The organism is Sinosporangium siamense (genome assembly GCF_016863435.1).
GTDB lineage: Bacteria > Actinomycetota > Actinomycetes > Streptosporangiales > Streptosporangiaceae > Sinosporangium > Sinosporangium siamense.
This window is the reverse complement of the sequence record NZ_BOOW01000042.1, coordinates 123131-141686: the sequence shown is the minus strand read 5'-3', so window position 1 is coordinate 141686 and position 18556 is coordinate 123131. Positions and strand designations below refer to the sequence as shown.

General features: G+C 70.3%; 23 protein-coding genes. 14 read left to right on the top strand and 9 right to left on the bottom strand.

Annotated elements, in window-relative coordinates:
• Window positions 1-12: 12 nt before the first annotated feature.
• The 4 genes from Ssi02_RS31555 to Ssi02_RS31540 all read left to right on the top strand — a co-directional run bounded on the left by Ssi02_RS31555 (window position 13) and on the right by Ssi02_RS31540 (window position 2328).
• Entirely contained in the window at window positions 13-588 is a 576-nt protein-coding gene (locus tag Ssi02_RS31555) for a TetR/AcrR family transcriptional regulator (protein ID WP_204031224.1), read from the top strand.
• A gap of 187 nt (window positions 589-775) precedes the next feature.
• Complete coding sequence (locus Ssi02_RS31550) at window positions 776-1249, top strand: carboxymuconolactone decarboxylase family protein (protein ID WP_204031223.1); 474 nt, start codon at window positions 776-778, stop codon at window positions 1247-1249.
• A gap of 124 nt (window positions 1250-1373) precedes the next feature.
• Complete coding sequence (locus Ssi02_RS31545; RefSeq protein WP_204031222.1) at window positions 1374-1946, top strand: 3'-5' exonuclease; 573 nt, start codon at window positions 1374-1376, stop codon at window positions 1944-1946.
• A 55-nt stretch (window positions 1947-2001) separates the two neighbouring features.
• Window positions 2002-2328, top strand: a complete 327-nt coding sequence (locus tag Ssi02_RS31540; protein ID WP_204031221.1) for a hypothetical protein — start codon at window positions 2002-2004, stop codon at window positions 2326-2328.
• On the opposite strand, the gene Ssi02_RS31535 is transcribed toward Ssi02_RS31540, so the two are convergent.
• Window positions 2300-3049 carry a TetR/AcrR family transcriptional regulator gene (locus Ssi02_RS31535; protein WP_204031220.1) on the bottom strand — a complete coding sequence of 250 codons (750 nt, stop codon included), beginning with the start codon at window positions 3047-3049 and terminating at the stop codon, window positions 2300-2302. The two genes, Ssi02_RS31540 and Ssi02_RS31535, sit on opposite strands and share 29 nt — an antisense overlap.
• A gap of 67 nt (window positions 3050-3116) precedes the next feature.
• On the opposite strand from Ssi02_RS31535, the gene Ssi02_RS31530 reads away from it, so the two are divergent.
• On the top strand, window positions 3117-4049 hold the full coding sequence (locus Ssi02_RS31530; protein WP_239130148.1) for an ATP-binding cassette domain-containing protein: 933 nt from the start codon (window positions 3117-3119) through the stop codon (window positions 4047-4049).
• Window positions 4046-4819, top strand: coding sequence for an ABC transporter permease (locus tag Ssi02_RS31525; RefSeq protein ID WP_204031218.1), 774 nt, complete (start codon window positions 4046-4048; stop codon window positions 4817-4819). Before Ssi02_RS31530 ends, Ssi02_RS31525 begins: the two co-directional genes overlap by 4 nt.
• 96 nt (window positions 4820-4915) lie before the next feature.
• Here Ssi02_RS31525 and Ssi02_RS31520 read toward each other — a convergent pair whose 3' ends face one another.
• Window positions 4916-7066, bottom strand: a complete 2151-nt coding sequence (locus tag Ssi02_RS31520; RefSeq protein WP_204031217.1) for a transglycosylase domain-containing protein — start codon at window positions 7064-7066, stop codon at window positions 4916-4918.
• A gap of 192 nt (window positions 7067-7258) precedes the next feature.
• Here Ssi02_RS31520 and Ssi02_RS31515 point away from each other — a divergent pair, with 192 nt between their 5' ends.
• Window positions 7259-7426, top strand: a complete 168-nt coding sequence (locus Ssi02_RS31515; RefSeq protein WP_204031216.1) for a hypothetical protein — start codon at window positions 7259-7261, stop codon at window positions 7424-7426.
• Here Ssi02_RS31515 and Ssi02_RS31510 read toward each other — a convergent pair.
• Window positions 7419-7841 carry a PPOX class F420-dependent oxidoreductase gene (locus Ssi02_RS31510; protein ID WP_204031215.1) on the bottom strand — a complete coding sequence of 141 codons (423 nt, stop codon included), beginning with the start codon at window positions 7839-7841 and terminating at the stop codon, window positions 7419-7421. The two genes, Ssi02_RS31515 and Ssi02_RS31510, sit on opposite strands and share 8 nt — an antisense overlap.
• Complete coding sequence (locus Ssi02_RS31505) at window positions 7838-8758, bottom strand: NAD(P)-dependent oxidoreductase (protein WP_239130146.1); 921 nt, start codon at window positions 8756-8758, stop codon at window positions 7838-7840. Before Ssi02_RS31505 ends, Ssi02_RS31510 begins: the two co-directional genes overlap by 4 nt.
• A gap of 50 nt (window positions 8759-8808) precedes the next feature.
• On the opposite strand from Ssi02_RS31505, the gene Ssi02_RS31500 reads away from it, so the two are divergent.
• The gene (locus Ssi02_RS31500; protein WP_204031214.1) at window positions 8809-9195 is read left to right on the top strand and encodes a MerR family transcriptional regulator; all 387 of its coding nucleotides are present in this window, start codon (window positions 8809-8811) and stop codon (window positions 9193-9195) included.
• On the opposite strand, the gene Ssi02_RS31495 is transcribed toward Ssi02_RS31500, so the two are convergent.
• Entirely contained in the window at window positions 9184-9648 is a 465-nt protein-coding gene (locus tag Ssi02_RS31495) for a GbsR/MarR family transcriptional regulator (protein ID WP_204031213.1), read from the bottom strand. The two genes, Ssi02_RS31500 and Ssi02_RS31495, sit on opposite strands and share 12 nt — an antisense overlap.
• A 72-nt stretch (window positions 9649-9720) precedes the next feature.
• On the opposite strand from Ssi02_RS31495, the gene Ssi02_RS31490 reads away from it, so the two are divergent.
• Both Ssi02_RS31490 and Ssi02_RS31485 read left to right on the top strand, forming a co-directional pair.
• On the top strand, window positions 9721-10638 hold the full coding sequence (locus tag Ssi02_RS31490; protein WP_204031212.1) for an ABC transporter ATP-binding protein: 918 nt from the start codon (window positions 9721-9723) through the stop codon (window positions 10636-10638).
• On the top strand, window positions 10638-12230 hold the full coding sequence (locus Ssi02_RS31485) for an ABC transporter permease (protein WP_204031211.1): 1593 nt from the start codon (window positions 10638-10640) through the stop codon (window positions 12228-12230). The genes Ssi02_RS31490 and Ssi02_RS31485 overlap by 1 nt, the downstream gene beginning before the upstream one ends.
• Here Ssi02_RS31485 and Ssi02_RS31480 read toward each other — a convergent pair whose 3' ends face one another.
• The 3 genes from Ssi02_RS31480 to Ssi02_RS31470 all read right to left on the bottom strand — a co-directional run bounded on the left by Ssi02_RS31480 (window position 12231) and on the right by Ssi02_RS31470 (window position 14574).
• A complete protein-coding gene (locus Ssi02_RS31480) occupies window positions 12231-12728 on the bottom strand; it encodes a GbsR/MarR family transcriptional regulator (protein WP_204031210.1) in 498 nt (165 codons plus the stop codon).
• Between the two features lie 68 nt (window positions 12729-12796).
• On the bottom strand, window positions 12797-13639 hold the full coding sequence (locus Ssi02_RS31475) for an FAD-dependent oxidoreductase (RefSeq protein WP_239130144.1): 843 nt from the start codon (window positions 13637-13639) through the stop codon (window positions 12797-12799).
• 83 nt (window positions 13640-13722) lie between these two features.
• Window positions 13723-14574, bottom strand: coding sequence for an SDR family NAD(P)-dependent oxidoreductase (locus Ssi02_RS31470; protein ID WP_204031209.1), 852 nt, complete (start codon window positions 14572-14574; stop codon window positions 13723-13725).
• Window positions 14575-14867: 293 nt separating this feature from the next.
• Here Ssi02_RS31470 and Ssi02_RS31465 point away from each other — a divergent pair, with 293 nt between their 5' ends.
• The 3 genes from Ssi02_RS31465 (at window position 14868) to Ssi02_RS31455 (ending at window position 17371) form a co-directional block, all read left to right on the top strand.
• On the top strand, window positions 14868-15818 hold the full coding sequence (locus Ssi02_RS31465; RefSeq protein ID WP_204031208.1) for an RNA polymerase sigma-70 factor: 951 nt from the start codon (window positions 14868-14870) through the stop codon (window positions 15816-15818).
• Between the two features lie 106 nt (window positions 15819-15924).
• Window positions 15925-17148 (top strand): cytochrome P450, encoded by a 1224-nt coding sequence (locus Ssi02_RS31460; RefSeq protein WP_204031207.1) that lies wholly within the window; start codon window positions 15925-15927, stop codon window positions 17146-17148.
• A gap of 25 nt (window positions 17149-17173) precedes the next feature.
• Complete coding sequence (locus Ssi02_RS31455; protein ID WP_239130143.1) at window positions 17174-17371, top strand: ferredoxin; 198 nt, start codon at window positions 17174-17176, stop codon at window positions 17369-17371.
• Window positions 17372-17591: 220 nt separating this feature from the next.
• Here Ssi02_RS31455 and Ssi02_RS31450 read toward each other — a convergent pair whose 3' ends face one another.
• A complete protein-coding gene (locus Ssi02_RS31450) occupies window positions 17592-17783 on the bottom strand; it encodes a GntR family transcriptional regulator (protein ID WP_239130142.1) in 192 nt (63 codons plus the stop codon).
• 5 nt (window positions 17784-17788) lie between these two features.
• Between Ssi02_RS31450 and Ssi02_RS31445 the strand changes: the two genes are divergently transcribed.
• Window positions 17789-18220 (top strand): VOC family protein, encoded by a 432-nt coding sequence (locus tag Ssi02_RS31445; protein WP_204031206.1) that lies wholly within the window; start codon window positions 17789-17791, stop codon window positions 18218-18220.
• The last annotated feature ends 336 nt before the right edge of the window (window positions 18221-18556 follow it).

Here is an 18556-nt window from a genome sequence, read left to right as displayed (position 1 = left end):
CGAGGAGGGCAAATGACCGGTTCTCGGCGCAGGCCGCGCGCCGACGCGCAGCGCAACCGCGACCGCATCCTGGCCGAGGCCGAAGCGGTGTTCCGCGAGCAGGGGGTCGGCGCCTCGCTCGAAGGCGTCGCCCGCGGGGCCGGGGTCGCGATCGGCACCCTCTACGCGCACTTCCCGACCCGCCGGGCCCTCGTCGGCGCGCTGTTGCGTGAGCGCAACGCCGCGTTGTTCGCCAGGGGTGAGGAGCTGCTCGGCCACCCGTCGCCCGCCGAGGCCCTCACCACGTGGGTGCACACGATCGTCGCCCACGCCGCCGCCTACGGCGGCCTCGCCGGCCTGCTCGCCAAGGGCGCCGACGACGAGGCTTCCGAGCTGCACCAATCGTGTGTACGGATGACCGAGATCGGTGAGATGCTGCTCGACAGAGCCAAGAGCGCCGGGGCGCTTCGCGGGGACACGACAGGCGGGGACGTGTTCGCGCTGATGAACGCCGCCGCCTGGGTGTCCGAGCAGATCTCCAAGGAACAGGCCGGCCGGCTGGTGGACCTCACTTTGGGCGGCATGCTCACGGCGGACGCGCCTGCCTGAAGCGGGCCCGCAGGGGGCCGGCGTGCCCACCGCCTCGGCGCGCCTTACCTGCGGCGCCTCACATCGCGAGGGGTTGTGTCGTCGGACTGATTGGACCCGCGATCGTCCTTCAAGGCCGGCCGATCCGGTGCCGGATCGATGCCGCGGGTCCACCGGCAACCATCACCGACCACAGAGGAGTCCGACCGTGGACGCTCGCTTGAACCTCATGAAAATCCCGTCCATCGGCAAGAACCTGAAGGACATCGTCTCGGCGAGCAGGGCGCTTTCGGAGTCGACGCTGCCCCTTGCCACACAGGAGCTGGTGCGGCTCCGCGCCAGCCAGATCAACGGCTGCGGTTTCTGCACCGACATGCACACCAAGGAGGCCGCAGCCGCCGGGGAGACCACGGTGCGCCTCAACCTGGTCGCGACCTGGCGCGAGGCCACGGTGTTCACCGACGCCGAGCGGGCCGCTCTGGAGCTGGCGGAACAGGGCACCCGCATCGCCGACGCGTCCGGCGGGGTCACGGACGAGGCGTGGGCGAACGCCGCCAAGCACTACAACGAGGACGAGCTCGCCGCCCTGGTGATCGTCATCGCCCTCATCAACGCCTTCAACCGCATGAACGTCATCGTCCAGCAGCCCGCCGGCGACTACCGGCCCGGCCAGTTCGCATAACCGGTTCACGCAACACGGCATCGCCGGTGTGGGACCACGGGGCCGTCCCGCACCGGCGACGCCTGCCGGGCCGTGGCGGGAAAACCCGGTGCCGGCGCCTCGTCGAGCCCGCTAGCCTCGCCGCATGGGTAACGGGGCTCAGCTGCTGAACGTCGTAGACGTCGAGGCCACCTGCTGGCCGGGGCGGCCACCGGCGGGGCAGGTCAGCGAGATCATCGAGATCGGCCTGACGTTGGTCGACCTGGCCGCCCGCACGCATGTCGCCCGGCACCGCATCCTCGTGCGCCCGCGCCACTCGACGGTCAGCCCGTTCTGTACGGACCTGACCGGCCTCACCCAGGCCGAGGTGGACAAGGGCGTCGACTTCGCCGAAGCGTGCCGCCTTTTGGCCAAGGAGCACCACGCGGGCAGACGCGCATGGGCGAGCTGGGGAGACTACGACCGCAAACAGTTCACCCGCCAGTGCGAGGCGAGCCCCGCCGACTATCCCTTCGGCCGCCGCCACATCAACGCCAAGGCGGTGTTCGCCGAGGCATTCGCCCTGCCCAGGCGCGTCGGCATGGCACAGGCCCTGGAGATCGCCGGCCTTCCATTGGAGGGCCGCCACCACCGAGGCGACGACGACGCGTGGAACATCGCCACCCTGATCCTCCACCTCGCCTCCCGGGGACACTGGCCGCGCAGGAGCACCGGCTAAGCGGCCGGCTCCCGCCGTACCACCCCCTCCTTAACCGTTGCCCGGTGGAAGGAGAATGGGGCGGGAGCCGGTGACGCTCTGTGTCGCCAGGCATTCACCACCGGCGAGTTCGCTCGGGTGGATTCGCCGCGCCACTCACCAAGCCGACGGCGACAGCGGCGGGCCGGTCTTCGCGCCCGACTGGAACCAGCCCAACCCCGGGTCGCGGGTCATCGCCAAGGGGATCGTCTCCGGCGTGAACCGCCGTTGGCTGATCTTCCAGGATTTCTGCCCCGCCATCGCCGACTTCGGCGTCCTCCTCTCCCGGATCGATCCCCCGTCATCCTTTTCGACGTCGGCCGATCACGAACGGTTCAGGTTCCGGCCCGGCGGCGGGCGATGAGTTGTTCGACGCCGTCGAGGAGGAGGTTGAGGCCGAAGAGGAAGTCGCCGTCGTCCACCCAGCCCACGACACCGCTGAAGACACCGGCGCCGACGGCGGCGGACAGGGCCGGGTAGTCGGCGGGGTCGAGCACCGCGGCGAGGGCCTCGCCGTAGTCGGAGGCGCCCTTGAGGCCGGCCTTGTCGAGCTGGCTGTCGCCGAGGACGTTGTGGATCAGTGACGCGTCGGTCAGCGCGAACCCGGTGAGGGAGCTGGCGACGTTGACTCTTTCGCCCTCGTCGAGGCCGGTGCCTTCGAGGGCGGCCAGGGCGCGGTCCAGCCACAGCAGCCGCCGCGGTCCCATCGGGGGGACGTTGGCGGAGATCGCCAGCAGCCACGAGTGCTGGAGCAGGATGTCGCGCTGGGCACGCGTCCAAAGGGCGAGGTAGTCACGCCAGTGCATCCCCTCCGGGTCGGGCGGCAACGGGGCGACGGCGTCGGCCATGGCGGTGAGCAGGTCTTCCTTGCTGTCGATGTAGCGGTAGAGCGCGGTCGTCGCCACCCCCACCCGCGAGGCCACACTGGCCATCGAGACTCCGCCGATGCCCTCGGCGTCGGCGATCTCGATGGCGGCGGCCGTGATCGTGGGGAGGTCCAGCCGGGGGCGCGGACCCCGGCGGGTGGTGGGTTCACGTCCCCACATCCGCTCCAGCACAGATGGGAACGACCATTCCTCGGCCATCGAATCTCCTCCTTGACTCCCTCCAAGGATTGTGCATTATCTTGAAACTATGAACGCGATACACAGTATGCCATTCGCAGATGCGATCCAAGCCAGAGGACTGACCAAGTCCTTCGGCAGCACGCGGGTGCTGGCCGGGATCGACCTCACCGTCACCACCGGAACGCTGCTGGCGCTGCTCGGCCCCAACGGATCCGGCAAGACGACCACCGTCCGCATCCTCACCACCCTGCTGCCGCCCGACGGCGGCACCGCCGTCGTGGCCGGGCACGACGTCACCCGTGAGGGCGTCGCCGTACGCCGCGCCATCGGCCTCACCGCCCAGCAGGCCACAGTGGACGACCTGCTGACCGGGCGGGAGAACCTCGAGCTGTTCGCCGGCCTCTACCACATGGGCCGCCGGACGGCCCGGCGACGGGCGGCGGAGCTGCTGGAGCGTTTCGACCTCGCCGCCGCCGCGAACCGCCAGGTCGCGACCTACTCGGGCGGCATGCGCCGCCGCCTCGACCTGGCGGCGAGCATGGTGTCGGCCCCTCGCATCCTGTTCCTCGACGAGCCCACCACGGGGCTCGACCCGCGCAGCCGCGCCGAACTCTGGGCGGTGATCCGCGAGCTGCTGGCCAGCGGCACGACCATCCTGCTGACCACGCAATATCTGGAGGAGGCCGACCAGCTCGCCGACCGCGTCGCGGTGATCAACCAGGGGCGGGTCGTCGCCGACGACTCCCCCGGCGCGTTGAAGCGGCACATCGGCTCCGATCGCCTGATCGTGCACCTGGAGCACCTGGCCGACCTGCCCCGGGCACACGCCGCACTCGCCGGCACCGGAGCACACTCCGACCCAGAGGAGCGGGAGATCACGGTCGCCGTCCAAGGGCCCGGCGAGCTGCGGCACGCGCTGGACCTCCTCCACCGCGCGGGCGTCGCCGTCGAACGCGTCGAGCTGCGCGCCCCCACCCTCGACGACGTCTTCTTCGAGCTCACGGCGGTGGCCGCGTGAGCGCCCTCACCACGGCGGGCGACCTGCGCCGCCTCGTCGTCCGAGACCTGCGCCGGGAGGTGCGCGTCCCCGACGGCCTCATCGTGAACACGGCCCTTCCCGTGATCATCATGGTGCTCTTCGTGTATGTCTTCGGCGGTGCGATCACCACCGGCTCCAGCAAGCTGGACTACATCGACTTCGTCGTCCCCGCCGTGCTGCTCATGTCGGGCGGGTACGGCGCGGCCCTGACCGCCGTCAGCATCGCCGAGGACATGACCGGCGGGATGATCGACCGTTTCCGCACCCTGCCGATCAGCGGATGGGTGGTGCCGGCCGGGCACGTGGTCGCGTCGGTGATCCGCAACCTGGTCTCGTGCGCGATCGCGCTGGCGGCGGCGGTCCTGCTCGGCTTCCGTCCCGATGCCTCCCCCGCCGACTGGCTGCTGGTGTCCGCCCTGGTGGCGGCCTACATCCTGGCGATGTCGTCCCTCGCGGTGCTCTGGGGGCTGCTGGTGAGGTCCACCCAGGCGGCCGGGGCGTTCAGCTTCATCGTGCTTTTCCTCCCCTACCTCTCCAACGGCGTCGTTCCCTCGGAGACCATGCCGGGGGCGGTGCGGTGGTTCGCCGAGAACCAGCCCATCACACCGGTCGTGGACAGCTTGCGGGCCTTGCTCCTGGAGCTGCCCATCGGGTCGTCCGGTGTGCGGGCCGCCGCGTGGCTCGGCGGGTTCGTGCTGGTCAGCGCCCCGATCGCAGCGGTCATGTTCCGCCGCCGCACCGCGTCCTGACCTCCGGCGGCGGGGTACGGCGGAAGCCGGGGCGGCCGGTGGAGAGGACCGGCCTCACACACCCTCCACGGGGGCGGGTGCGTGAGACCGGAGATCTCATTCGGCCGGACCTGTGTCCTCCGCCGAGCCGGGATCGGTCTCGGGGCCGGCCTCCTCCTCGGAGGTGGGCTCCGGAGCCGGGCGGCAGCCGTCCGAGCAGCCACCGAAACGCGCCGTGTTCACCGGGGTGAACGACGCCGCGGGCACGCCGCGCAGCGCGCCGATCATCGTGTCCTTCCAGATCGGCCCGGGCACCGTGGCCCCCGCCACCACCCCGTGGTAGCGCCCTCCGATCGTCACCCCGGTCAGCTTGTTGGCCTGGGAGCCGCGCAGGTCGCCGATGCTCACCGCCCCGGCCAGGTCCGGGGTGAAACCGGCGAACCACGCGGTCGCGTAGCCGTCGGTGGTGCCTGTCTTGCCCGCTGCCGGGCGGCCGATGCCGCCGACGCCGCGCATCGTGCCCTTGGTGAAGACGCCGGACAGCACCTCCGCCGTCGCGTCGGCGACCTCGGGGTCGAGCGCCTGGCGGCACTTGGGCCGATATCGGGTGACGTCGCCGTTCCGATCGGTGATGCGGGTGATGGCCATCGGCGCACAGTAGGTGCCGCGCGCCGCGATGGCGGCATACGCGTTGGCGACCGTCACCGGGTCCATCTCGTTGATGCCGAGCGTGAACGTCGAGTACTCCTGGAGTTCGCCCCCGTCGGCGCGGCGGATGCCGAGCGACTTGGCCGTGGTGACCGTGTCGCACAGGCCCACCCGCTGCTGGAGTTCCATGAAGAAGGTGTTCACCGAACCCCAGGTGCCGGTCCGCAGCGTCTTCCACCCGGGCGAGCCCTCGTCGTTGGTGACGGTGTGGCCGGGGTCGCCGATGTTCTCGCCCGCGCAGTTCTTGAACGTCGCGTAGCCCGGCGCGCGGTAACCCGCGCCGGCGGTGAGGCCGTCGTCAAGCTTCATGCCCTTCTGCAGCGCGCTGATCAGGGTGAAGGTCTTGAACGTGGAGCCGGCCTGGAAGCCCACGCCGCCGCCGTGCGCCCGGTCCGCCACGACGTTGAGGGCGATCTCGTGGCCGGCCTTGCTCGTGCCGTACGGCCTGCTCGCCGCCATGGCCTTGATCGCCCCGGTGCCTGGTTGCACCAGCGCCTCGGAGGCGACGGCCCGGTCGGAGGCGTGCACGTATTTCCTGATCGCGCGTTCGGCGGCGGCCTGCATGGCCGGGTCGAGGGTCGTCCGGATGGTGAGCCCGCCGCGGTTGAGCATCTTGAGGCGTTCTTCGGGTGTCTTGCCGAAGTCGGGGTTGCTCAGGATCTCGTGGCGAACATAGAGGCAGAAGTACGGAGATTTGCTGGACTCGCAGCCTCCGGGAAGCTTCGTGCCTTTGTAGCCGAGCTTGGTGGCCTTCGCCGCCTCCGCCTCCGCCGCTGTGATCTTGCCGAGTTCGGCCATCCGGTTGAGCACGACGTCGCGCCGGTGCTGCAGCCGCTCGCGATGCTGCCGCCCCCGGTTGGGGTCGGTGGCGTTCGGGTCCTGTACGGCGCCGGCCAGCGTGGCCGCCTGCGCGAGCGTGAGCCGGTCGGCCTTGACGCCGAAGAAGCGTTTTGCCGCCGCCTCCACACCGTAGGCACCCGCGCCGAAGTAGGCGATGTTCAGATACTTCTCAAGGATCTGGTCCTTGGTGTACTTCTGCTCGACCCCCATGGCGTAGCGCAGCTCGATGAGCTTGCGCCCGTAGGTGGCCTCCAGCGCGGCCTCCTGCTCGGCCTTGGTGGCGGCGGAGTTGAGCAGCACCTGCTTGACGTATTGCTGCGTGATGCTCGACCCGCCCTGCTGCACCCCGCCGGCCTGCAGGTTCGCGGCGAGTGCCCGAACCGTGGCCTCAAGGTCGATCGCGCCGTGCTCGTAGAAGCGGTAGTCCTCGATCGCGACGATCGCCGTCTTCATCACCTCGGCGATCTCGCCGGAGCCGACGACCTCGCGGTAGTGCTCGTAGAAGCGCGCGATCCGCTTCCCCTTGGCGTCCTGCATCGTCGTGACCTCGGCCAGCGGCGGCTCGACCAGGTCGGCCGGCTTCAGGTCGATCTTGTCGGCCACCGTCGTGACCCCGAGGCCCGCGCCCCCCACGGCGGGAAGCGCGATCCCCGCCACGACCACACCCGCCGCGGCGCCCAGCGCGGCCAGCCTGACGACCTTCGTCCCCCGTCTCGGCATCAGAGCCCGCCCTGTCCGTGCGGGACGGTGGCCGCGGCGCGCCGCCCTGCCGAGAAACGGCGGACGCGGAGACTACACATGTCGTTGTCCTTGTTTGTCGTGCATGAGTCCAGGAGCAAAGCAGACCTCCCGCGCGGTTGTCCAACCGCGCTCAGCGGCCTGGACCAAGTGCGCCTCGGCGAGGGTTGCCGCATGCCGCGCGAGACCCTGACCAAGGAGCAGATCATCCGCACCGCGATCGAGCTCCTCGACGAGGAGGGTCCGGAAGGGCTCGACATGCGCAGCCTCGGCAGGCGGCTCGGCCCCGCCGAGCTCCCCCGCCCTCGCCAGGCTCGTGCCGTACGGCACGGCGTCAGGTGAGCGTGGCCCCGTAGACGTGCTCGACCGCCATCGTCATGAGCACCCGGCGGTCGGACACCATCACCGAGCGGTACTCGTCCCAGTCGGGATGCTCCCCGGCGGCCAGGCGGTAGTAGCGCACCAGCGCCTCGACCTCGGGGCCGTGGGGGTCGGCGCCCGGCCCGGTGAGCGTCACCGTGCCCTCGGCGGTGGCCCACGCCCGGCCGTCCGCCCTGGTGACCTCCAGCGCGGCCCGCGGGTCCCGCCGCAGGTTCGCCGTCTTGGCCAGGCCCTCGTTCAACGAGACGTAGAGAAGCTCGGCCTCCCGGTCGTAGAACGGCTGGACGGGGGACAGCTGTGGGCGGCCGTCCGATTTGATCGTCGCGAGCACCCCGAGCCGGCTCCGCGCGAGCAGCGCCCGAGGGTCGAACGTCATGCCCCCGCCCCCGCGGGTGACCTGAACTGCTCGACCAGCGCCGCGTAGCCGTCGCCGCCCCGCCCGCCGGCTATGGCCCGGTCGGCCAGGGCCTTGACGAACCTCGGCAGCTCGGCGTTGACACCGAGGGCCTCGCTCTCGTGGATGAGGTGGTTCATCGCGGCCACGTGCGTGTCGAGGGTGGAGTCGTAGGCCGGGTAGGCGCCCTCGTCGATCTGCTTGGCGTAGCCGGGCAACCAGGTGTTCACGGTCTCGATGCCCTTGAGGGCGATCGGGGTGAACGTCACGGCGTCCACGCCCGCCGCGCCGAGCAGGGCGGCGCCCTGCAGGTAGCCGTTCAGGACGTTCCAGGCGAGGCTCAGCACGGCCACGTCGTACAGCGCGGCCAGGCCGTGGTCGGCGCCGAGGTAGGTCGCTCCGGAGCCGAGGCTCCGCAGGGCCGGCTCGTGCCGGTCGAAGGCGGCCTGCGGCCCGCTGTAGACGACGACGGCGTCCGTGCCGATCGCCGCGGGGGTCGCCATGATCGCGCCGTCGAGGTAGGCCGCGGCGGCCTGCCCCGCCGCCCACTCGGCGGTCTCGCGTGCCTCCTGCGAGGTGCCCGAGGTCAGGTTGACCAGCACCCGCCCGCCGAGCGCGCCGCCAAGCGGGCCGAGCAAGCCGCGCACGGCGTCGTAGTCGCTGAGGCAGACGATCACGAGCGGACCGGCCGCGACGGCCTCCTCGGCCGAGCCGGCGAGTCTCGCCCCGCGGGCGACGAGGTCGCCGGCCTTCGCCGGCGTGCGGTTCCACACGGTCACCGGGTGTCCGGCGCCGAGCAGGGCCCCCGCCAGTGCCTGGCCCATGAGCCCCAGGCCGAGGACCGTCACAGGCGTGCGCGTCTCCATGGTGTACTCCCCCGAGTTGTTCTGATGAGTCATGGCAGAATCATCAACGTTGATACCGATATGAAGGTCAAGCGGGGGCGATCGTGCTCATCGGTGAACTCAGCCGGCAGACGGGTGTCCACACTCACCAGCTTCGCTACTACGAGGCGCAGGGCCTCCTTTCGCCCGCCCGCGGCGCCAACGGCTACCGCGAGTACGACGCCGAGGCCGCCACGACGGTGGCCCAGATCAGGAAGCTGCTGGAAGCCGGGCTGTCCACCCAGGAGATCGCCTACCTGCTCCCCTGCGCGACCGGTCCGGCCCCGGAGCTCGAACCCTGCGCCGAGGTCCTGGCCGTCCTGCGGGCACGCCTGCACGGCCTCGACCGGCACATCGACACCCTCAACCAGTCCCGCGACGCGCTCCACGACTTCATCGCCGCCGTCGAGACCCGGCACGAGCCGCCGGCGCTCGCGGGCTCAGGGTCCTAGACCGGCCCGCGCCTCACTCCATGAGCGCAGCAGCCGGGGGACCTCGGCGCCGAGATAGGCGAAGAAGCTCCGGATCTCCTCCAGCCTCGCGCCTATCGGGGTGCCGGCGCCGAACACCTCCACGCCCTCGCGGGCTCCCTCCTCTAGGCGCCGGAAGACCTCGTTGGCCGGTCCCATCGCGCCGTACCACGCCGACTCGTGGATCCGATAATGGTCGCGCCGCTGCCCTGGCGCGCGCTCGCGGATGACCATGCCCACCTGGGTGAGATATCTGACCGCGGGCGAGATGGCAGACGGTCCGGCGTCGAGCACCCCGGCGAGCTCCCCCGAGGTGAGCCGCCCGCTCTCGGACAGCAGGATCGCGGAGAACACCCGCGCGGCCATCCGGGGATAGCCCGCCCCGGCCATGATCACGGCGAAGCTCTCCCGGAACCTTTGCTCGTCTGTCGTCACTCGTCGCCCCCTGAGTCGCATGTCAATTTCGATAGTTCACGAAATTCGTGAACTTAGTGTAGCTTGAGCGTCATGACGAACGCGATTTCCGTGTCCGGCCTGGTCAAGACGTTTGGCCGGACACGTGCGCTCGACGGTCTCGACCTCACCGTCGGCACCGGAGAGGTGCTCGGCTTCCTCGGCCCCAACGGCGCCGGGAAATCCACCACCATCCGCATCCTGCTCGGCCTCATGCGCGCGGACTCCGGCAAGGCGAGCCTCCTCGGCGGCGACCCCTGGGCCGACGCCACCGACCTGCACCGCCGCCTGGCCTACGTGCCCGGCGACGTGACACTGTGGCCCACCCTGTCCGGCGGCGAGGTGATCGACCTGCTCGGACGGCTGCGCGGCGGCATCGACCCGCAGCGCAGAGCCACCCTGCTTGAGAGGTTCGAGCTCGACCCACGCAAGAAGGGCCGCGCCTACTCCAAGGGCAACCGGCAGAAGGTCGCCCTGGTCGCGGCCTTCGCCTCCGACGTCGAACTGCTCATCCTCGACGAGCCCACCTCCGGCCTGGACCCGCTGATGGAGGCGGTTTTCCGGGACAGCGTGGCCGAGGAGAAGGCGCGCGGGCGCACCGTACTCCTGTCGAGCCATATTCTGTCCGAGGTGGAAGCCCTGTGTGACCGGGTGAGCATCATCCGGGCCGGCCGCATCGTCGAGACCGGCACACTGGCCGAACTCCGGCACCTCACCCGCACCTCCGTCACCGCCGAGCTGGCCCAGACGCCCGACGGCCTCAACGGCCTGCCCGGCGTGCACGACCTGAGCGTCGTGGGCAACAAGGTGACCTGCCAGGTCGAGCCCGCCCACCTCGACGCGCTGTTCGGCCGCCTCACCGCGCTCGGCCTGCGCAACGTGACCGCCGCGCCGCCCACGCTCGAAGACCTCTTCATGCGCCACTACCGTACGGCGCAGCCCGGTGGGCAGCGCCGGAACCAGGTGGCCTGATGGGCACGCTGACCGGAACAGGCATCCTCGCGCGCCACATCCTCCGCCGCGACCGCCTGATCCTTCCCCTCTGGGGGTTCCTGTCCGCCGTCTATCCGATGAGCATCGCCAACAGCACCGTCGCGCTCTATCCGACCGCCGACCTGCTGCGACCTGTGGCCCAGGAGGCCATGGCCAATCCTGCGCAGCTCGCCACCCGCGGCGTCGTCTTCGACGCCGGCGCCGGCGGCATGACCGCGTGGACCGTGGGCTCCTCCGGCGCGATGCTGATGGGCCTGGTGAGCATGCTCCTCGTCATCCGGCACACCCGCGTGGACGAGGAGTCGGGCCGCAGCGAACTCATCGGCTCCGGCGTGGTCGGCAGGCAGGCGCCGCCGGCCGCGGCACTCGGCGTGGTGTGCTCCGTGAACCTGCTGATCGGCGCACTGATGTCGGTGCTGCTGATGGGCACCGGGCTGCCCGCCGCCGGTTCACTGGCCCTCGGCCTCGCACTGGCCGCCGCGGGATGCACCTTCGCCGCGGTCGGCGCCGTGGCCGCCCAGGTGACCGAGAGCGCCGTCTCCGCCAGAGGCCTCGGCGTGTCGGTCTTCATCGCCTTCTTCCTGATCCGAGCGGTCGGAGACGCGAGCGGGGCGCACTGGCTGTCATGGTTGTCGCCGCTCGGCTGGACGCTGAACGTGCGGCCCTTCGCCGGGGAACGATGGTGGGTGGCGGCGCTGCTGCTCGCCTTCATCGCCCTGCTGGCCGTGGCCGCCCACATGCTGTCGGCCCGCCGCGACCTCGCCGCCGGCCTGCTGCCCCCCCGGCTCGGACCCGCCGCGGCGGCGCCCGGCCTGCGCAGCCCGCTGGCCCTGGCCTGGCGGCTGCACCGAGGCCAGGTCGTCGCGTGGACCGCGGGCTTCGCCGTAGCCGGCCTCACGCTCGGCGGCGCCGTCTCAGGCAACCTGGAGGGCCAGCTCAACTCTCCGCAGATCATGGACATGATCGCGAGGGTGGGCGGCGAGGACGCCAGGCCCGCCGACTTCTTCCTCAACTTCCTGTTGTCCATGCTCGCCTGGATCGTCGCCACCTCCGGCATGCTCTCGGCGCTGCGGCTGCGGTCGGAGGAGTCGGCCGGACGCGCCGACCTCGTGCTCGTGACCCCGGTGAGCCGCGTGCGCTGGGCGCTCAGCCACCTGGTCGTCGCACTCGCCGGCCCCGCGCTGGTCCTGGCCGCCCTCGGCGTGACCGCAGGACTCGGCTACAGCCTGACCAGCGGGGACATCGGCAAGCTGCCGCAGGTGCTCGCGGGCGCCCTGGCCTACCTGCCCGCGGTGTGGGTGATGACCGGGATCGCGGCGGCCCTGGCCGGCCTGCTACCCCGCTTCGCGATGGCCGCCTGGGGGATCTGGGTCGGGTTCATCCTGATCGACGTCTTCGGCATGCTCGGTCAGGTCAACGCGAACCTGCTGGAGATCATCCCGTTCGTGCACATCCCCTGGGTCCTGCTCGGCCAGATGTCGCCGGCCCCTCTGGCGGTGCTGACCGCCGTCGCGGCGGCCCTGACCGCGGCAGGCGTCGCCGGACTGCGCAGGCGCGACCTCGTCGCGTGATCAGCTGTCCCCCGGGACCGAGTTGAGCTCCTGCCACCGGTGCATCAGGTTGGGCACCTCGCTGCGCAGGAAGGCGAAGAAACGCTGGATCTCGTCCAGTCGCGCGCCGGCCGGGGTGCCGGGATCGAACACCGCCAGCCCCTCGCGCGCGCCTTCCTCGAAGCGGCGGAACACCTCATCGCTCGACAGCGCCGCCTTGTACCAAGCGGCCTGGTCGACGCGGTAGTGGTCGCGACGATCACCCGGATCCCGCTCACGGGTGACCATCCCGACCTGCATCAGGTATTTCACCGCCCCGGAGATCGCGGGCGGCCCGACCTGCAACTGCTCGCCGAGGTCGGCTGCGGTGCGCCGGCCCTCCTCGGAAACCAGAATCGCGGAGAACACCCGGGCCGCCATCCGGGGATAACCCGAATCAGACATGATCATGGCGAAGCGCTCCATAAACCGCGTCTCCGCGGCCTCCTGATCGCCGCCCGTTTCGACTGTCTCGGCCATCCGCGCCTCTCCGCATCGCCCTCTACCTGGCGCGATTGAGTTTACACAGTCTCCATAGTTACGAAATTTCATAAAATAAGTGAAAGCTTGACGCTTTCCGTGGCTGAGGTTTGCCGGCCCCCGTGGGAATCCCCCTCGTTTACTAGGGGGAGGATGTCAGCACATTCGTGAGGTCCTGGGCGGCTACGCGAGCGCCTTCTCAGCGGACGCGTCCTGCGCGGCGGCCAGGCGGTGCCTGCGCTTGGGCAGGCCGAAGGTCGGGTGCGAGACGCCCCACAGCGAGATCTTGAGGATGCCCCTCTTGATGTGCGCGGCCGTGCGGCCGCCCACATACTTCGGCTTCGCTCGCGCCTCCTCGCCGACCGGCTGCAGGATCCCGTCCCGCCGCCCGAGGCGGGCTCCAGCGGAGAGCCGGGCGCCAAGCTCGCCGCGGCGACCAGCGCCACCGACAGGCCGGGCCGGCACTCGGCGATCTCGGTGGCGGTCTCGATACCGGTCAACCCGTCGCCGACGACCAGCACACTCCCGCTCTCGCCCAGCCTGCTCAGGCTGACCAGACGCTCGCGCAGGCGCAGCGCCGAGGGCCGGTATGCGATGTCGAAGGCGTGCTCGGCCACGCCGGGGACACCGCAGTGGTCGCCGCGGCTGCCGAGCGCGTAGACAAGCGTGTCGTAGCCGAGTTCGCCGCCGCCGCCGGTGTCGGTCACGGCGATGACTTGGCGCTCGGGGGTCGACGGCGGTGACAGCCCTATCCCCGTGCCCGCGAAGACGTCGGCGAGCTTTGGAGCCTCGATCTCCCGGCCTGCCGCGAGCTGGTGCAGTCGCAGCCGCTCGACGAAGTCCGGCTCGGCGTTGACCACGGTGATCTCGGTGTCGGCCGGGGACAGCCGCCGGGCCAGATTCCCGGCCACGCAGGCCCCGGCATAGCCGGCGCCGGGGACGACGATGCGGTGCTTCTTGTGTTGCTCCTCTCAGTTCTGCTCCCGCTCCTGGGTCACCGACTCTCTTGATCGAGGTCGCCGTGAGCCTGCGCCGAAAGGTCCTGCCAGTCGGCCCAGGTCTTGAGCCGCTCGGCGTAGGCCTGCTGGAGCATCGGGTAAAAGCCCTGCCCGAAGAGCACTCGCAGAGGCGGGTTCTCGAGGTCGACGATCTTGAGGAGTGCCTGGGCCGCGGCGGCCGGGTCGCCGGCGGGCTGCTTTCCCACGAACGCGGCGATGCGCCGGCGAAGGCCGTCGTAGATCGGGTTGGGCTCGGCCAGGTAGCCGTTGTTGAGGGGATCGGGGTTCTTGCCGGACCGGGTGGCGAATCCGCCGGGCTCGATCACGGTCACCTTGACGCCGAAGCCGGCGACCTCGTGGGAGAGGGATTCGTTCAGGGCTTCAAGGGCCCACTTGGAGGCGCTGTATGCGCCGCTGAGCGGCATCGCGACGAGCCCGGCCGCCGAGGACAGCTGGATGATGTGCCCTGCGCCCTGCTCACGCAGGTAGGGCAGCGCGGCCTGGATCACCCACACCGCGCCGAACAGGTTGGTCTCCAGCTGATCGCGCAGGTCCTGCTCGGTCAGCTCCTCGACCGCGCCGACCTGGGCGTAGCCGGCGTTGTTCACGATGACGTCGAGACGGCCGAAGTGCTCCCTGGCCCGCTTCACAGTCTCGAAGACGGCGGACTTGCGGGTCACCTCCAGCTCCAGCGGAAGCACCGCCTCCCCGTAGGCGGCGACCAGCTCGTCAAGGCTTGCGGTGCTCCGGGCGGTCGCGGCCACCTTGTCGCCGCGCGACAGGGCGGCCTCGACGAAGTTGCGGCCCAGGCCGCGAGACGAACCGGTGACGAACCAGACCTTGCTCATCAGATACCTCCGGGGAGACCCCCGCCTGCAGGCGGGGGAGAAATCGGACCCCTGCGCAGCACGACAGGGGCAGGCGTCTCACCGCCAGGCGAACCTGCGATGGCGGTCGCGCGGCGGTCCCCACGCTGACGTGCCGGGCGGATCGTTCCTGACGCCCATGAGGCGCCGGCCCCCCGGGCTTTGTGACAGCGCGGCCTTGTGATGTACGCCACTGACATGGGTGTCACACAGCGGTGGGGGGCGGCGTCTTATGCGTGGAGGAGGCGTTGCGGGTGAACAGGCAGGAGCCGGCCATGAACGAGCGCGGGGAAGCAAAGGCGGGCGCAGCCGAGCCGATGGCCGGAGGTGGCCTGACGGACTGCGCCACCGAGGCGACCGAGACATTCCTCGCTCACCGCAACCTGCTGTTCACCGTCGCCTACGAGATGCTCGGATCGGCGGCCGACGCCGAGGACATCTTGCAGGAAACCTGGTTGCGGTGGGTCAAGGTCGACGTGGAGCAGGTGCACGACCAGCGCGCCTACCTGGTGCGGATAGCCACCCGGCGCTCGCTGGACCGGCTGCGCACCATGAAGCGCCGCAGGGAGGTGTATGTCGGTTCCTGGCTGCCCGAGCCGCTGCTCACCGCGCCGGACGTGGCCGAGGACGCCGAACTCGCCGTGAGCGTGTCGATGGCGCTCATGCTCGTCCTGGAGACGCTGTCGCCGACCGAGCGTGCCGTCTTCGTGCTGCGCGAAGTCTTCGACATCGGCTATGGGGAGATCGCGGCCGCCGTCGGCAAGACCCCGGCAGCCGTCCGACAGATCGCGCACCGGGCCCGCCGGCACGTCGACGCCCGCCGGCCTCGCGAGGTGGTCTCCCCGAGCCAGGCCCGGCTGGCTCTGGAGTCGTTCCAGCGCGCGCTGGAAACCAGGGACCTGCAAGGCCTGCTTGACGTGCTCGCCCCTGAGGTCGTTCTGGTGAGCGACGGCGGCGGCGTAAAACAGGCCGCGCCGCAGCCGATCACCGGCGCCCGCAAGGTGGCCCGCATGATCGTCAGTGGCCTCGGCAAGGCCCAGGTCACGCTCACCGGCGAGCCCACCGTGGTCAACGGCAACCCGGCACTCCTCCTCCGCTTGGACGGTGAGATCGACGGCGTCCTGGCTGTCCGGGTCGAGGACTCCCGCATCACCGGCCTCTACTACGTCCGCAACCCGCAGAAGCTGACCCGCATCGCATCCGAGACCCCGCTCACCCTGCGATGAACACGGCCTGGACCAGACGGCGGCCCAGCTAGCGCTGGACAACCCGTCAGCCGAGGCCGCCACAAGCACAACAAACTCCACCAGATCGATTACCGGGAGGTCCTTCATGACGGAGAGCGTTGCCCTCGAACTCACCGGCCTAAAGCTGCCGGTCGAGCGCGGCTGCCCGTTCGCCCCGCCCAGCGCCTACGAACGGCTGCGCGAGCAGGCGCCGATCAACAAGATTCACCTGACCAGCGGTGGCGAGGCATGGTGGGTGTCCGGGCATGAGGAAGGCCGTGCCGTCCTCGTCGACCCCCGCTTCTCCTCCGACAAGCGCAAGGACGGCTTCCCACTCTTCATGCTTGATGCGGCGACCCTGCGGCAGATCCGCAGCCAGCCGCCGTTAATGCTCGGCATGGACGGCGCCGAACACTCCGCGGCCCGCCGCCCGGTGATCGGCGAGTTCACCGTGAAGCGGCTGGCCGCGCTGCGCCCGAGGATCCAGGACATCGTCGACCACTTCATCGACGACATGCTCGCCGCCGACCGGCGGCCGGTCGACCTGGTGCAGGCGCTGTCCCTGCCGGTGCCCTCCCTGGTGATCTGCGAACTGCTCGGCGTCCCCTACACCGACCACGACTTCTTCCAAAGCCGCTCCACCATGATGCTGCGCCGGACCTCATCGGAAGACCGCCTGCGAGCCTTCGCCGAACTGCGCGCCTACATCGACGACCTCGTCACCCGCAAAGAGTCAGACCCCGGCGACGACCTGCTCAGCCGACAGATCGCCCGGCAACGCCGGCAGGGCACCCTCGACCACGCGGGCATGGTGGGCCTGGCCTTCCTGCTGCTGACCGCCGGACACGAGACCACAGCGAACATGATCTCGCTCGGTGTGCTCGGGTTGCTCTCCCATCCGGAGCAACTGGCCGTGGTCAAAGCCGACCCGGGCAGGACGCCCATGGCCGTGGAGGAACTGCTGCGCTACTTCACCATCGCCGACGGAGTCACCACCCGGCTGGCCACCGAAGACGTGAAGATCGGCGGAGTGAGCATCAAGGCCGGCGAGGGCGTCATCGTCTCGACCCTGTCGGCCAACTGGGACCCTGCGGCATTCAAGGACCCGGCCGAACTGGATGTCGAGCGCGGGGCCCGCCACCACATCGCCTTCGGCTTCGGCCCGCACCAGTGCCTCGGCCAGAACCTGGCCCGGATGGAACTGCAGATCGTCTTCGACACGCTGTTCCGCCGCGTCCCCACCCTGCGGCTCGCCGCACCGGCCGGGGACCTGCCGTTCAAGACCGACTCCGTCGTCTACGGCGTCCACGAACTCCCGGTCACCTGGTGAGCAGGGCATATCTGGGGAGCAGGGCATGATGCGCATCAAAGCCGACAGCGACCTCTGCGTCGGCTCCGGCCAATGCGTCCTGACCGAACCTGCCGTCTTCGCCCAAGACGACGACGGCATCGTGGCCCTGCTGACCGATCACCCCGACGACCAGAGCGCCAGACAGGCACACCACGCCGTCACCCTGTGCCCATCCCGAGCCCTCTCCATCCTGCAGGAGTAGGGGTGTTGGTAAGAAAACGTGACACCAACCGCCAAGTAGTTGATCTCGGACAACGGGCGGGTCCCAGCGGGCCATCGACGTCCGACCGGTGCGCCGCGACCAGGGCGGCCTGATCTGGCCGAACTCCTGCCTGATCGAGCTCGCCCCGCCGCCGAGAGCCGGCTGCTTCCGGCAGCAGGTCCGTCACCGCCCAGAGTGCGAGCGCGCGCCTGGCCGTTGTTCAGCTCGGGTCGGTCGATCCAGTGAGCACGTCGACGGCGTGGCGGCGATGGGCGGCGAAGAGTTCGAGGGCGGTCGCCGCCTCGCGTGAGCGCAAGGCGGCGACCAGTTCGCGGTGCTCGCGCGGGATGCAGCCGAGGTATCCCTCCGTGCTGAGGTTGATCCGAGTCAATAGGAACAGAAGGAAGGACATTCCCCATGACCGTTCCCGACTCACCGATCCCGCGGTTCCATCTGGCCATGCCTGTCGACGACCTGGCAGCCGCCCGGCACTTCTACGGCGAGGTCCTCGGCCTGACGCAGGGCCGCAGCGCGGAGACCTGGGTGGACTGGACCCTTTACGGCCACCAATTCGTCACCCACCTCGCACCGGGCCGCCCGCAACGCATCCACAACCCGGTCGACCGCCACGACGTCCCCATCCCGCACTTCGGCCTGATCCTGCCCATCCCCGAGTTCCACGAACTGGCCGACCGGCTGCGCACAGCAGGCAGGTCGTTCGTCATCGAGCCCTGCGTACGCTTCGAAGGGCAGACCGGTGAGCAGTGGACGATGTTCCTCCTCGATCCCGCAGGCAACGCCCTGGAGTTCAAGGCCTTCGCCGACGACGCCCAAGTCTTCGCCACCTGACGACCGCCGAAGACCGACTGTTGGGCGCGCACGCGATGCGGCCCCCAGAAAGCCCCCAGTCGGCCCAGCACTCTCGAAGCAACGGCGAGCAGCAAACCTCACCCCATCCAGCACGCCCACCGCGATCGCGAGATCAGTCGAGCGGCTCCAACCCGTCGTCGTCCTTGTCGCGATCGTCGGCGGCGGCGTTGAGGGGCTAGGGCCTCACACAACCAGCCCAGCTCGTCGGGGTACAGCGCCACGGCGGCCCACCGGCGGGCCGCGGGTATCGCCCTCTCGCCCGGCCCGTGCGGGAAACTGCTGGCCGGCGGCGGGGTGGAGGCGACAGCAGGGCCG